The organism is Methanosarcina sp. UBA5 (genome assembly GCF_002505485.1).
Taxonomy (GTDB): domain Archaea; phylum Halobacteriota; class Methanosarcinia; order Methanosarcinales; family Methanosarcinaceae; genus Methanosarcina.
Genome location: NZ_DAVG01000019.1, coordinates 21959 through 36740, shown reverse-complemented (window position 1 = coordinate 36740; position 14782 = coordinate 21959). Strand labels below are relative to the sequence as shown.

At 40.2% G+C, this 14782-nt stretch carries 14 protein-coding genes and 1 tRNA gene; 4 read left to right on the top strand and 11 right to left on the bottom strand.

Going from position 1 to position 14782, the window contains the following annotated elements; genetic code table 11:
* The first annotated feature begins 2 nt into the window (after positions 1-2).
* Positions 3-860, top strand: coding sequence for a methanogen output domain 1-containing protein (locus tag BP621_RS01910; RefSeq protein WP_292387668.1), 858 nt, complete (start codon positions 3-5; stop codon positions 858-860).
* Between the two features lie 310 nt (positions 861-1170).
* Here the strand turns inward: BP621_RS01910 and BP621_RS01905 are convergent, their stop codons facing one another.
* The 4 genes from BP621_RS01905 to BP621_RS01890 form a co-directional block, all read right to left on the bottom strand.
* Positions 1171-1896, bottom strand: a complete 726-nt coding sequence (locus BP621_RS01905) for an RAD55 family ATPase (protein WP_292387667.1) — start codon at positions 1894-1896, stop codon at positions 1171-1173.
* Between the two features lie 212 nt (positions 1897-2108).
* A complete protein-coding gene (locus BP621_RS01900; protein WP_292387665.1) occupies positions 2109-2786 on the bottom strand; it encodes a potassium channel family protein in 678 nt (225 codons plus the stop codon).
* A 175-nt stretch (positions 2787-2961) separates the two neighbouring features.
* On the bottom strand, positions 2962-4005 hold the full coding sequence (locus tag BP621_RS01895; protein WP_292387664.1) for a potassium channel family protein: 1044 nt from the start codon (positions 4003-4005) through the stop codon (positions 2962-2964).
* Between the two features lie 397 nt (positions 4006-4402).
* Positions 4403-6199, bottom strand: a complete 1797-nt coding sequence (locus BP621_RS01890) for a site-2 protease family protein (protein WP_292387663.1) — start codon at positions 6197-6199, stop codon at positions 4403-4405.
* A gap of 653 nt (positions 6200-6852) precedes the next feature.
* On the opposite strand from BP621_RS01890, the gene cutA reads away from it, so the two are divergent.
* Positions 6853-7170 carry a divalent-cation tolerance protein CutA gene (gene cutA, locus BP621_RS01885; protein ID WP_292387662.1) on the top strand — a complete coding sequence of 106 codons (318 nt, stop codon included), beginning with the start codon at positions 6853-6855 and terminating at the stop codon, positions 7168-7170.
* A gap of 246 nt (positions 7171-7416) precedes the next feature.
* Positions 7417-7499: transfer RNA gene (locus BP621_RS01880), tRNA-Leu, on the top strand.
* Between the two features lie 786 nt (positions 7500-8285).
* Here the strand turns inward: BP621_RS01880 and BP621_RS01875 are convergent.
* The 7 genes from BP621_RS01875 to BP621_RS01845 all read right to left on the bottom strand — a co-directional run bounded on the left by BP621_RS01875 (position 8286) and on the right by BP621_RS01845 (position 12285).
* A complete protein-coding gene (locus tag BP621_RS01875; RefSeq protein ID WP_292387661.1) occupies positions 8286-9023 on the bottom strand; it encodes a M48 family metallopeptidase in 738 nt (245 codons plus the stop codon).
* Between the two features lie 101 nt (positions 9024-9124).
* Positions 9125-9811 (bottom strand): ABC transporter permease, encoded by a 687-nt coding sequence (locus BP621_RS01870; RefSeq protein WP_292387695.1) that lies wholly within the window; start codon positions 9809-9811, stop codon positions 9125-9127.
* A gap of 67 nt (positions 9812-9878) precedes the next feature.
* Positions 9879-10835 carry an ATP-binding cassette domain-containing protein gene (locus BP621_RS01865; protein WP_292387660.1) on the bottom strand — a complete coding sequence of 319 codons (957 nt, stop codon included), beginning with the start codon at positions 10833-10835 and terminating at the stop codon, positions 9879-9881.
* 216 nt (positions 10836-11051) lie between these two features.
* On the bottom strand, positions 11052-11333 hold the full coding sequence (locus tag BP621_RS01860; RefSeq protein WP_292387659.1) for a type II toxin-antitoxin system RelE family toxin: 282 nt from the start codon (positions 11331-11333) through the stop codon (positions 11052-11054).
* Positions 11330-11524 carry a hypothetical protein gene (locus BP621_RS01855; RefSeq protein WP_292387657.1) on the bottom strand — a complete coding sequence of 65 codons (195 nt, stop codon included), beginning with the start codon at positions 11522-11524 and terminating at the stop codon, positions 11330-11332. The genes BP621_RS01860 and BP621_RS01855 overlap by 4 nt, the downstream gene beginning before the upstream one ends.
* Positions 11525-11698: 174 nt before the next feature.
* Positions 11699-11824, bottom strand: a complete 126-nt coding sequence (locus tag BP621_RS01850) for a hypothetical protein (protein ID WP_292387656.1) — start codon at positions 11822-11824, stop codon at positions 11699-11701.
* Positions 11825-11901: 77 nt separating this feature from the next.
* Positions 11902-12285, bottom strand: coding sequence for a hypothetical protein (locus BP621_RS01845; RefSeq protein ID WP_292387654.1), 384 nt, complete (start codon positions 12283-12285; stop codon positions 11902-11904).
* A 515-nt stretch (positions 12286-12800) separates the two neighbouring features.
* Between BP621_RS01845 and BP621_RS01840 the strand changes: the two genes are divergently transcribed.
* Positions 12801-14723: a hydantoinase/oxoprolinase family protein gene (locus BP621_RS01840; RefSeq protein ID WP_292387653.1), complete on the top strand. Its 1923-nt coding sequence runs from the start codon at positions 12801-12803 to the stop codon at positions 14721-14723.
* Positions 14724-14782: the final 59 nt, after the last annotated feature.

Sequence of the window (14782 nt, the reverse complement as noted above, 5' to 3'; positions counted from 1 at the left end):
CCTTGCAGAATGAAAGGAGGAAACCTAAAATCCTGATCGTCGATGATTTGCTTGAGAACATAGAGCTTATAGAAGCTTACCTTTCAGTGGAGCACTATGATGTTATTACTGCCAGCAGCGGAAGGGAGGCTATCCAGAAATTAAAGGAAGAAAAGCTCGATATGATCTTGCTGGATGTCATGATGCCTGAAATAAGCGGCTATGAGGTCTGCAAAATTGTCAAAGACGACCCAGAAACTCAGTTCATCCCGATTTTGATGCTCACTGCTCTTTCCGATATTGAAGACAGGATAAAGGGAATTGAAGCCGGGGCTGATGATTTCCTTACGAAACCGATAAACAGGCTTGAGCTTAAGACCCGAGTGAAATCCTTACTCAGGGTAAAATGCATGCATGACCGGCTGGTAGCTGACCGAAACAGCCTTGAGATAAAAAATCGGGTACAGAATATCCTTACTGCAATCATTCCCACTCTGCTTGGGGTTGTTTCCAATGAAGAGAAGAAAGTCATAATTAACCAGATGACAAGCATGGTTGAAAAAACGCTGCTTGATATATACCACCTTGAGAACAGGGAACTGGATTTCGCTTATGCAGGTAAGGTCTGTGCCGAGATAATGAACCAGCTGGGCGGAAGCTTTTCCTCTGAAAAGGGTGAAAAAGAAAGTTCGTGGATAATCAGAGGAACAAAGTGCCCCTGGCAAGGGGAAGAAGCCCGTAAAAACCCTATTTTGTGCACTTTGACCCGCAAAATATTCTCGAATATAACTTTGAAAGTGGACTCTGACTTCAGTGTAGAGGCGCTGAAAACTATAGGGAACAGGAATGATTGCTGTGAATTCCTTATAAAAACAGGCTGACATTCCGTTTTCACTATATACCTGATATCAGTTTATTCCGCAAATGTCAGGTTAAGGAAATGGTCAGAACCCAAAAGCAAGCCATTTCATATTTTTCAGTATTTTGATTTTACACTATTGATAGACCATTACCTCTAACAGATCATTCATGCTTCTAACAGGTCTCACACCTTCAATAGATCATTTATACTTCTAGTAGATCTCTAGTAGATCATTTATGTATCCAATAGATCACTTAGTACTCCTATATATTACTCATCAATCTAATATACCACTAACTACTCCAATATATGATATCCCAATAGATAAATCATCCCTCCAATAGATTATTCATGCCTGTAATTATTCTCATTCCTTCTGGGGTAATATCAAAAAGTGAATACTTGACCGGAACAGCCTTATCTCGCATTTTCTCAATGTAAAGATATTTTTTTGTCTTTCCGGAGTTGAAATTCTCCTGTGAAGTGAGCCGGATTAGCCCGAAAACCATATAGCCGGTAAGCCTGTGGGTAAGGTCGTAAGAATCCTCATCCATAACAAAAAGGCTTGTGCATCCATTCTTTAGAAGTATAATGCTGATAGAACTGAATTCATCGGCAAATTCTCTTATGTCGTGGTTTATGGCCATTACCCCTATATTGTCGATAACCATCACATCAACTTCCGGAGATATGGAACTGAGATACTCGATTATATCCGTATCCACAGCACAAAGCCCTTTTCCAAATTTGGACGCGCTTTTGATTTTGTTCATTTTGTCTTCAAAGATATTCTTAATATTGAGCTGTCCACTCTCTACAAAAGGCTTGAGGTCAAGATTGAGACCTCGGGACTGGCTGAGGATGTCCTCTGTAAGCTCCCTTGTAAGAATTAATATACACTTTTTGCCTTGCTCGCAGCTCCTGTGCAGGAAATGAATCCCGAGAATAGTTTTTCCGGCGCCGGGAGGACCCGTAACCAGAATACTTTTTCCTTTAGGAAAGCCTCCATCCATTAGCGTATCCAACCCTTCGATTCCTGTAGACAAACTCTCCATACTATCACATTTTAAATGTAGATAAGTTTCTTATCTATGATAATATGTCTTAAGTAATATATTCTTTCCCAAAGAATTTATTAAGTTTTGGAATAGTATTAAATAAGTTTAAAAATCAGAGCAAAGTAAGTTTCAAAATGGTGTTAAGTAAGCTTTAAAATTAGAGTTAAATCGTTATAACTAAAAAGTAAAAAAGTTTAAAATCGAGCTATTTAATCGACATATCTTTCCTTAAACTCTGAAATCTGCTTGCTGCTTCCCACAACTGCAATGATATCTCCTGCCCTTATTGTTGTCTGCCTTTTAATAACCGTTATGACATGTTTTCCGCGTTCGATGCCTACTATAGTACACCCGATCTGTCCTTCAAGATCAAGCTCTTCTATTGACCTATTATCAAGAAGAGAATCCCTGTCAACGTGGTGTTTTTCGATTTCTATGCCCTCGTAAAGCATTATATCCTCATCGATACTACAGCTTTTTCCCATGCAGTTTGCAGTCATTTTGGCAAGCATCTGGCCAGCTACTATGGAAAGAGAACCCACGTAGTCAGCTCCTGCCTTGTAGATCTTGTCAATTGATTTCACGGAATTTGCCCTTGCCACAATGGTAAGTTCCGGATTCAGATTCCTAGAAATAAGAGTTGCGAAAATAACATTGGTATCATCATTAAGAGCCACAAATTCAAAAGAAGCTGTTTTTACTCCAGCTGCAAGCAGTATGTCTTCATCTGCTCCGTTACCAACGAGATGTTCAAAGTCTACATTTTCAAAGACTTTATCATTTGAGTCCACAACTACAAAGCGGAACGGGCTTCCATAAAGTATATTTACTATGCTCTTTCCAACGTCCCCATATCCCAGTACGATAAGATGGCCTTTTGGCTCCATTTTTGCTCCCAGGTCCTGTAAAATTGCACTCGCCAAATTCAGTTTCGAGTTTTTATATTTAAAGCTCGCCTTTTCACAGTTTATGCAAATAAATTTGTTATGTATATCAAATATCAGTTTATTTCAGTTTTGACTATCAGTCAGTGTGTTAATTTCTTAAGTTTTAAAGATTCAATCAGTGTGTCAGTCTCTTCAGTTTTGAAAGTTCTTCACGGGTCCCTACAGCTAGTAAAACGGTATTCTCACGGACAATATCTTCTTCCTTAGGATCAAAAGACAATGTCCCACTATTCCAGATTCCTACAATCTTTGCACCCGTGAGCTGCTGGCTGGAGATTTCCTTAAGCGACTTGCCTATAAGAGGGCTTTTCAGGTAAACAGGAAACTCAACAATGTGAACCCCCTCAAAAATCTCAGTCGCTCCCGTAACCCGGCTTACAAGCCTGTCCATTGCCTTCCTTCCGATAAACTGCCCGAACATCGATTTAGGAGAAACGACGGTATCGGCCCCTGCATATTTGAGATACCTTGAGTTAGATTGGTCCTCGACAATGGCAATAATATTGATATATTGAAATTCCCTAGCAGTCAAAACGATATTCGCGTTTCTTTCATCCGATTTATTTGCAATAAGGAGTTTGGCTTTTTCTATACCAGCGTTCATAAGGGTTTGCTTATCACTCGGAGACCCGAAAATGCAGGGAATGTTTTTATAAACAAGTTCTCTGATGAGCTCTTCTTCGTCTTCGACTATTACAAAGAGCATATCCTGCTCGGCCAATTCATCTATCAGGGTTTCAACCAGTTGATTGTATCCGCAGATAACTATGTGATCTTTCATGCCGGAAGAGACCCTTCTTGGCAGCCTGAACTTGATAACCTTGTCCATCCAGGGAGTAACAACATAGGTTATAAGAAAACCCGAAATCAAAATTATGCCCAGAACCTGCACGATTATAGTAAAAAGTCTTCCTGGCAGGGAAGTAAAGACCACATCTCCATACCCCACTGTTGCAATGGTGGTTGTGGCCCAGTAAATAGCAGTAATGAGGTTTGCATTTTCGGGCTGTTTCTCAAAAGCCATGAGATACTCGAAAGTCAGAACATATATAGCAAACAGGAACACAGACACTATTTTGTACGCGAGATAGGGACGCCTGTGAAGTAGCTTCCGAAGCCCTGTTATGGAACTGATGTTCTTTCTCCCGGAAGTAGCCATCCTTGAAGTCCTGCCTGAATTTTCCTGATAAGATTAAGCTGAAGCGTCTTATATCTGTTACTGGTCAACGTCTTGTAACTACTACTGAGAAACATCTTCTAGCCGTTACTGGTTAATGTCTTGAACTAACTGATAAAACATCTAGCTGTTACTGGTTAATGTCTTATAGACGTTACTGATAAATGTCCTGTAGATACTACTAATAGTTCTATATATTTTCAGTTTAACAAAAATATTATGCAAATAGTTTTTCGGGATTAAACATGGAAAAGGATTTGAAAGTAAAAGGAAAAAGTAATTGAAAGATTCAGCATGAATAAGAAATTGGGAAAGGAGGTAAACCCGAAGCCTCATAACTTTCGTGAAGCCAGGGTTCAGTCTGAAGCTTCGACGTTAATCAAATCCATTGTCCTATATAAGGCCCGAGTATCATAAATATAAACGAGAACAGGATCAACATCGAAAAGCTCGCTGTAATAGAGTTTGAGACCTTTTCCGAGATTGAATCGTTCCTTGTGAAACGGTATACAAAGGAATAGGTAGAATCCCTAAATACGTGTCCTCCATCCAGGGGCACGGCAGGCAAACAGTTGAACAGTCCAACATAAAAGTTCAGCCAGCCAACCCAGAGCAGGGTATTTGCAATCCAGAAAATTCCTATTCCCAGAGGTTCTGCCCAGCCCACAGGATGGAAAAACTGCATGAAGGTACCTGAAAAGCCCCGGAATCCCTCCCCTGCAAATCCATAGATGGGAAGTCCAAAAAGAATTATCCAACCTGTTGGTATGGTTAACAAGGATGGAATTTGCTTAAGGGCTTCAAGATACACTTTTGCTTGAGGCATCAATACGGAGATTCCGAGCATCGGGAGTTTCATAACTGCATTATTCCCGTAAATAACTCCAAGGAAACCATGATCATTGTCCGAAGAATTGGATGACAACGGCACGTCGAAAACAACAGTGCCTCTTTCAGTGAGGTTACCTGTATAGTTTTCAGGGGGGAGAAGTTCTACTTCTACAGTCTGGTTTGCCCTGGTGGTTTCCATAAAGCTTACGAAACTTGAAATATTTTGCATCTCCGTATTGTTGATTCGGATCATTGTCATTCCAGTTTCGATCCCTGCGGCATCGGCGGGGCTTCCCGAAACAACCCCTCCTACGAGCACTCCGCCAATATAGCCCCCAGGAACTGAGGCAACCTGTAAATCATGCATGGAAACTGTATCGTTTTTTACGGCATAAATGCGGACCGTGTCTCCTGGCCGGGTTTTTTCGAGGTACGTTTGTAGATCTCCGGCTGTCGTGATATTTGTATCATTAATCTGTGTTATTATCATACCTTTCTCGAGTCCTGCATGGTCAGCCGGAGAACTTTCATTTACGCTCAAGATCATGGCATCACTTAAGGGCGCGATTGCCCCGAGTACAGGCCCGAAAAAGAGTAGGAAAGCGATAAAAGCTACGCTGAAATTGGCCATAACGCCTGCTGCAAGAACCCGGGCTCTCTGAGTTCTTGTTGCACCTATTACAGGATTGGATTTCGGTTCTGCATACCTCGTTTCCTCAGTTTCTTGCCTTATTTTTTCTTCTTTTTCCCATTCTTCGATTTCCTCGATTGTGGCTGTCAGCGGAAGTTTCCTTTCGGTTTTCTCTTTCGGCCCGAAAAGCTGTTCATCATCTGGTTCTGCAAAACCTCCTATAGGAACCAGAGCATACAGGATGCCCATTGATTTGACCCGAATGCCTTCAACTCTACAAAGAATCGCATGCGAGAATTCGTGCACGACAAGCGTGACTATAAGGGCAATAATTCCCCAGGTAAAGGGAATGAATTCGTTTAATCCAGGAATAAGAAAGATATTTCTCGGAGAATTATATTTTCCCGGTTCAGGTACATTTCCGTTAAGGAAAGAAGTATACAGCCCAATGTCTGAGAGGGCTACGACCAGGAACATTGCAATCATACCTGCAAACATTAGTAAGATTCCAAGATTTGCAAAGTTTCTCCAGTAAGACTTCGGACGGGCCAGTACATCCAGCAGCTTGAGACCCTTAGTTGTCCTGATCATAAGGATGGGAAGTGGCCCGAAGGTGCTTATGTTATACTTCTCCAGAATACCTTTCCTATCAAGAACGGAAACGGCGAACCAGTACAGTAAAAAAATACTCAGTGCAATGCTTGTGCCATTCAAGGGAATTCTCCGAATTATTGAGCTGAGCCAATTATAATTAAGCTTAACCATTCATGAATTAAATATAACATATTGTGAATTATGCTGAATCAATTGTTAATTAAACTTAGTCGTCTAACTAGTTGTTAATTAGACTTATCCGGCTATGAATAAGCTAGTTAGTATGATTTTGGGATTAAATTGTAAATTTAGAACTGTTGAGAGCACATATTTATAACTTTTAGCACATATTTATAACTATTATTACTGTTAATATACTGTTAATATAATTCTGTGTCTCTAACTCTGCTTCTGAGATTCTGCGCCAATTAATTCATCACGTTGAGTTCTAGTGCTCAATATGATATAAAAATGTTATAGTATGCCTTACTATTTTAAATCGGTATATATTGCCATTCCTTTTTAAAAAGACTCCTATTTGGAAAAGATATATTGAAAATGCATCATAATTATATAAAAATACATATGGAAGTTTAGAATAATAGCCAATGCAGAGAAATTTTACAGCGAATATCGAGAAGTTCTACAGCCACCCAGTTCTAAAGCCAAGGCGATAGACTCTAGTTACATAGTGAATAATGTGCTTTACGTTAAATATCTTGTTCGCGAGATCAGGTTTCCGTGGAGATCAGGTTTCCGTGAGGTGTCTGTTCATGCTTGGAATTGTATATATAACAACCGGAAGTATTGAGAATGCATCAGAGATCGCAAGAGAGCTGGTTTCAAGGAGGCTTGCAGCCTGCGTAAATATGTTTCCAGTATCTTCGGTTTACCGATGGAAGGAAAAGCTTGAAGAAGATAATGAGATTGCAATGTTTGTAAAAACTGACTCTTCACGCTTTGAAGAAATTATAAGGCTCGTAAAATCGCTACATACGTATGAAATGCCCGCAATAGAATTCTGGGGAATTGAAGGAGAAAAGGAGTATCTTGACTGGGTTCACATTAATAGTTCAGGCGAAGGAGCCTGAACGTCAGGCAACTTAAAGTTTGAAGTAGGAAATCCAGAAATTGGAAAACCAAATTAAATACAGGCAATAGCTCCAGAATTAAAATTTTTACAGAACTTGTTTACTTATAGAATTAACTTAATTTCAGGATGGTTTACTTATAGGATTTTGCAGGATAATTTACTTTTAATATTTTGGAAGATAGTGTGCTTACAGGATTAGCTTTATATGCTAGTTCTATCGTTACCTTATTGGATTCCGTAAAATGCGGGAGTAACCAAGCGGTCAACGGTGAACGACTCAAGATCGTTTCGCGCAGGCGTTCAGGGGTTCGAATCCCTTCTCCCGCACTAAAAATATTATGATTTTTCAACATTATGATTTTTCTGTTCTAGCGTAATTTTTTTCTTAATTTCTCGAATTATGTTTTAATTTCATCTGAGGTGCGGCAAGAAGCTAGGTCAAAGGTGGCGGATTTAAAAAGCGAAATTATCCAGGATAAAACATGTAACAGGTAAGCCTAAAAATAACATTAAGGAAATTCTTGAAAAAATAAAATCAAATTGCGTGCGGCCACCCCACCCTAAAGGATGGGGTATGCTTCGGGCCGCCCGCCCGGTTACTTGGATACAGATGACTAAATATCCTTTAACAAGGCTTCCTTAACACAAGTGATTGAAATTTTGACCTCGGTTTCCTATCCGATTTACTATCTCTATAAAAGGAAGCTATGGTTTAGATATTTAAAGAGAAAACGAAGAGGCGAGGGTTCACTTCATCCCCAACCTGAAGGATGGGGTATTCGTGACCCTCTGCGCTCCCGATGTAATTAAAAGGTGGTGTTTATAGAGAATGGGCATCTGTAAGGGACGAGATTAGAGAATCTGTCAAAAATCTTAATTTTTTGAAGCGCACCTTCTCAGATATCCGTACTTATGGTCACCTTTTGAATATATAATATGAAGGCATCAAAAAGTATACTGTAGTTTTATATATGATATTAATAAATTTTATACTGCAAATTGGGTAAGTCTATAAGATATTTTCATTATATCTATACAGTGTTTCTAAGGTATAAAGTCATAAAATATCTTAACCCAAATCATTCTTAAAAATTAGTCTTAGCTTTACCTGCTTCAAAGTACATATTTCCAGCCGTCTTTTTTCAGGCTATTCCTGTGTTCTTCATAATCAGGCATGAGTTTTCTGACAAGTTTCCAGAATCGTACTGAATGATTTTTCTCTTTTACGTGGCAGAGTTCGTGCACTACTACATATTCGAGCTGCCTGGACGGAGCCATTATAAGCTGGAAATTTATCCTCAGTACATTCTCTGCAGAACAGCTTCCCCAGCGCCTTTTCTGGTGCTTTACCTTAAAACTCGGAGTGGCTACCCCGAGCTTTTTTGAATAACTCTTCAGAAGCTTCTCAACTTCCTCTTCGGCACGTTCGCTATAAAAGTTCCAGACAGTTTCTTTCACCAGCAAGGGAAGCTGTTCTTCAGAAGTATTCTCAGGAACCTCAACATCAAGTTCAAAATTCTTGAAAAAAGCCAGGGGTTTTTTAACGTTATTCACGAATGTGATTCTCAGAGGATACTCTCTGCCGAGATAGAAATAAATTTCTCCTTCACAATATTGCTTTTTTTGATCAGGCAGCCTGTTTGCCTCGAACCATTCCAGCTTTTTAAATATCCACGGAGCTTTTCCTTCAATCATTTCCCGGATAGTATCCGCACTCAGCCCCTGAGGCGCCCGAAACTCAACTCGCATGTCCGGACGGACTAAAATAGCTGCTCTCTTTCTCTTTTTACTGTATACGATCTCGTAATTTATAGTCCTGCCACAGGCACTGATTCTATCGTTTTTCCTCATCCCGATTTCCTCAGATTATAACGAGTCTCCAATTCAATTGTTCTTTTAGTGTTCTTTTATTCTTTTATTACTTTCTCTAATCCAGACTTTGTTTGCCTTTCTCATTCATTGAACTTTTTGTAAAGGTAGTTTGCCGTTACCTGAAAGATCAGGATGAATATTATGAGCGCCAGAATATCCACCAGCGGTGAAAATAACGATTTACCAGTATAAGCATACTCAATCATATCATTTCCGTAGGTAAGAGGCGACACCAGTGCGATCTGCTGGCCTATCCTGGGCATAGTCGATATAGGGATAAAAACCCCGGAAATAAAAATAAGTGGCAGCCTGACCGTGTTGAGTATCGACATAACCTCTCCCACATTTTCAGTGGGATATGCGGCAAATAATGTTCCAAGGGTCGCAAAACAGAACGCTGTAAGCGCCATGGAAATAATAAGGATCGATATGTTCATAATAGGCGTACCGAACATAAAGACACCGACGGCAAGCGGTAAACATGCAATGCCGAGACTATACAGAAAACCGCTAAGGCTCTCGCCCGTTACCAGTGAGTATAAGGATATTGGTGCCGAAAGCAGACGTTCAAAGGTCTTTACCCGCCGTTCGATAGGTATTGAAACTGGTTCTATTGATGAAGCTGAAAACAGGAGAGTGATTGAAATTAGCCCAGGAATGAGCGTACCTGGCGGGGTGTTTTTTCCGATGGCAAAGGCAAGGAACATGAAAAGGGGGAAAAATAAGCCGGAAACTATGATATTGGGCTTAAAATAGTAAATCCGCATGTCTTTTTTGGCAATCGCCCACGCAGCGGAGATTTCATAGGAAAGACGCTTTGCCAATCCTTTATTATCAGTCGATGGCATGGATTTTCTCACCTGTCCGTTGTAGACCTGTCAACCGTATGAAAACATCCTCAAGGCTAGGGCCAAGAGTCGTTATACTGATAACTTTAAGATTATGCGTATGGGCATAAGCCATTACTGCATTAATAACCTCAGAGTGATCTTCGGTATAGAGCTTAAACTTATCACCTGCTTTTTGTGCCTCATTTACCATGGAAAGATGGCTAAGCTCGTCAAGCTGATCTGCCGAATTATGATCAAAAGAGATCTCGATCGACTGCACGCTCTGTATAGTCTTTTTCAAGGATTCAGGGGCATCAATTGCAACAATATGCCCTTTATTGATAATCGCTACCCGGTCACACATAACATTTGCCTCTTCAATATTATGCGTCGTTAAAAAAACCGTGACTCCCTCATGAACGAGATCGGCAACCACGTCCCGAATTATGAGATTACTCTGTACATCGAGCCCCGAGGTTGGTTCATCAAGGAATAGCAAACGCGGGCTATTAACCAGTCCCATTGCAAGCGTCAGACGCCGCTTCATCCCCTTTGAAAAAACGTGCGCTTTATCGTTTCGCCGTTCGTATAGCTCAAATTTTTTGAGCAGTTCGTTTGCCTTTTTTTCTCTTTCTTTCCGTCCTACGTGGTAGAGTTCGGCGGAAAACATCATATTCTGCCATGCAGTAAGGTCGTCATAAACGTTTGAATTCTCTGACACAATGCCCATTGATTGCCGTGCGGCAATAGTGTCGTGCTCAATATCATGGCCAAAAATGGTTGCCGTTCCAGATGTCGGTCTCGAAACTCCAGTCAAAATACGAATGGTAGTAGTCTTGCCAGCGCCGTTGGGGCCCAAAAAACCAAATGTTTCTCCCACATCGACTGAGAAACTAATATCATTAATTGCGGTAAGAGAGCCGAATTTTTTGATTAGATGAGATACCTCAATTGCTTGCATATATCCTGATAATGCATTTAATACTTAAATTGTTCTCACAACCTTTTTTCGAAAAAAACTAACCAAAAAGCAGTATAAGTCGTGTATATCACAACCTTTTTTCAAAAAAGCTTGACCAAAAAAAGTTTGACCAAAAAAACTTGACCAAAAAACGTGACCAAAAAACGTGACCAAAAACAGTAGTCATAAAGACTATCTTTACAATTTTTCCTCGATTCACGCATAAGCAGTGTGCATATCGTATGCTCGCGTGTAATGCTCAAAAACCAGTAGGGTAAGGATATTTGCGTCACGGTCAAAAGTGTAGACCAGCACAAAGGGCCCAATATGAATTCTCCATTTATCTTCAAAATCGGCTTCAAGGGGAATGCCCACTTCCAGTCTGTAAGCCAGAAGGCGGAGGCGGTGTTTCACGTAATCATAACCTGGCCTGTCAAGCCTATACAAGTTTTGAAGGTTTTTGTGAACTGAAGGATGAAGAGCTACCTTGTATGTCATTCCTCTATCTTCTCGAAAAGTTCATCAAGCTCAAAAGCAGGCAATCGTTGGATCAAACTATTCTTTTCAGCTTTCCGAATTATAGAAGAGAAAGACGGCTGAAAAGCAGCTTCAGAGAAATACTTAACCTCGTTAAATTTTTTCTCAAGCTCTTTTAGCTGGTTGAAAATTTCCGTAAGCGTCGTACCCACCAACTTATTCGATTTATATAATTTCAGGAAATTCTTCTTAAGTTTTAAGGTATTCTTAGAAATATGCTTAAAGATACACTTTAATATGGCGGTTTATATAATATCAGGCTTTAAATATGAAAAATAGAATTCAGGAACGAAATTAAAAACCAGTTTTTGAAAGTTTTTAAAATTTCAGAATTTTACTTCAGAATCTGAAATTAGTACTACTTTTTCACAGCCTGGAGTTAATGCTGATTTCCCGTGAACTGTAGCATTTATTATTGCAATAAGTTTTGAAAAGGTATTGCTCCTTTTCATAAACCAGATCAGTTCTTTTCTACCAGATCAGTTCTTTTCTTAATCATCCTGAATTTAACCGAATTTCCCGTGATAAATCAAAGCTGATCGTTAGTTCTTTCTTCATAGACCTTTGATGGTTTCCATCCCTCAGTTCCTAATGCTTTCAGTACTGTATAAACTCTGCGATCTGTAGTTCCGCTTTGTTCTGCTATCTCATCTATTGTTTCTTTAGGGATCGTTCCGTCATTTCCTGCTTTACATTGGATCAGCAACGAAGCTATTTGATTGAATGTTTTTTTAGCCCCATTATATTCGTTGGTCTTGCTGGAGTCCTTCACTACTAATAAATTTAGAAACTCCCTTGCAAACTGTTTTGACGTGTCGCTAACCTTCACTCCCTTCTCTGGTGTCCATTCTAAAAAATCCAGTTTGCATGCTTGCAGCTCTGCAAGATACATTTCATCGTTTTGGTCTCCCATAAAGTTTACCAACTCCTAAAACTACCATTTTTTGATTATACATTATATGTTAGGTGTCAAATAATAAAGTACTTTTTAGTTTAGGATTCTATCGAAAGTATGAGCCTATTCCAAAACCAACTTTTATTTCCAAATTCATAAGCGTCTCAGAATTACTTTCTTATAAATTATTATTCCAAAATCGAGATTCAAAAATCAAGTTTGAGTTTCGGAATATGCTCAGTAATTACTTATAAGCACATATTCAAATATTTCTTATTGAAATTGTCGTTAATCTTATAATTTTTATCTCAAATCTTAATCCTGAACAATCGATCATATTGCTTACATTAAAACCATTTTAGACTTTTTCCTTTTTATTTGTCAAAACCGCTAAACTTTCCCAATAGTGTATTATGCACATGAATAAAATACTTTTAAATATAATATATGCCCGGCAATTTTAACCATAGAAACTATCTTATGAACCCCAATTCATGAACCCCATTTCAAAAAAATGAACAGGAGACATTTAGATGCATTACAGCATGGGCATTGATGCAGGAGGCACCTATATTGATTCGGTCATCATTCGGGACTCCGATGGCAAGGTGATGGATTCTAACAAGGTGCTTACCACTTATCCCGACCTGCTTGAAGGAATTAGGAATTCCATAGACGGTCTAGATGAAAAATATTTAAAAAACGTAAAAATGATTTCGGTCTCAACAACTCTTGCCACAAACACAATCCTTGAGAAAAATGGCTATCCTGTAGGTTTGATCCTCGTAGGAGATTATGAAATCCCGGAAAAAATGCATGTTGAGTCTTATACTATCGTAAAAGGAGGACACGACCATCACGGAGCCGAACTGTTTTCCCTTGATATGGAAGCTGTGGAAGCTTTTGTCAGTAAGGTTAAGGATAAAGTTTCGGCCTTTGCAGTCTCTTCCTATTTCAGTATCAGAAACCCTGCTCATGAACTGGCAGTCAAAGCCCGCATTCAGGAACTTACAGGGATGCCAGTAGTTTGCGGGCACGAACTCTCCCTTGACCTTGGGGCATATGAGAGAGGGATTACAGCCTACCTGAATGCCCAGTTGATTCCTGTTGCAAACCAATTTATCCGCTCAATCAGGGAAGAAATCTCCAGGCGAGGAATGGATTCGAGGCTGCTGATGCTTAAATGTGACGGTTCGGTCGTGGGCATTAATGAAGCCCTGGAAAAACCAATCGAATCGATCTTTTCAGGCCCTGCAGCAAGTCTTGTGGGAGCATCACATCTTTCAGGGCTTGAGACCTGTGCAGTTATTGATGTAGGCGGGACAAGTACGGACGTTTCCCGACTCGAAAACGGGCTTCCTGAACTCTGTGCCGACGGGGCTGCAGTTGGAGGCTGGCAGACAAAGGTAAAAGCTATCAGGATGGAAACCTCAGCAATGGGAGGGGACAGCCATGTATGGGTTAAAAATATGAAAATAAACATCGGCCCAAAGCGAGTTATCCCACTATGCGTTGCAGCGGTCAAATATCCTGGTTTTCTCGAAGTCCTGAGAAAAGGGAGAATTCCTGGGACTATGCATCTTGACGAAAATGTGCAGCCTACCAGGTTTTTTGTAAGGACAGGCGTTGAACCCTCAAACCTTGGAAAGTTTGAAAAGGAACTCTTTGACAGAATAGGAGATTTTCCGGCATCCCTTAATGATATCTTCTGGGAGATCGGGAAAACTCCTTCTCCGGGCCTTCTCGATTCGCTTATAAGAAAACGCCTGATCCAGGCAATTGGCTTTACCCCAACCGACGCGCTTCATGTGCTAGGGGAATATACAGCCTGGGATCAAGAAGCTTCAAAAATAGGAGCAAAACTTATGGAGCGCTATACCCAGACTGACCATATTGAGCTCTGCAAACAGATAAAACAGGACGTTGCAAGGAATATGGCCTTAAATCTGGTATCTTTCATCCAGAAGGATGTGCCTTCTCCCGAAATCGAAAAAATCCTACTTTCCGACAGATTTACACAGTTCAAGATGAAAATTCCTGTGGTGCTGATAGGAGGACCTGTGGTCGCGTACACCAGAGAATTGAAGCAAATTCTTGATGCCGACATTATAATTCCGGAGTATGCCGAAGTAGGAAATGCTGTTGGAGCCGTTATGGGCAAGGGCATAAAAAGGATTGAAATCCTTATCAAAAGCTCCTACTCAAAAGATAAGAAAAGGCTCGTTCTTCTGTTTTCGCCTCAGGGCAGGGAAACCTTTGGAAGCTATCAAGACGCTCTGGAATATGCAGAAACTCTGGGGAGAAAACTCGTCATGGAATACATGACCGAAGCCGGCCTTGACAAAGGGCAGATCCAGATAGAGGTAAGTAAAAAAGATGTATCTCTGAGTGAAGCAGGGGCAGTACCTCTAGAGACAAAGCTTGTTTTTGTTGGAATTGGAATGCCAACAGTTTGAATTCCGGAAATCTCCCGGAATATTTATATTTACCCTCAATAGTGCAGATAATGCGATTG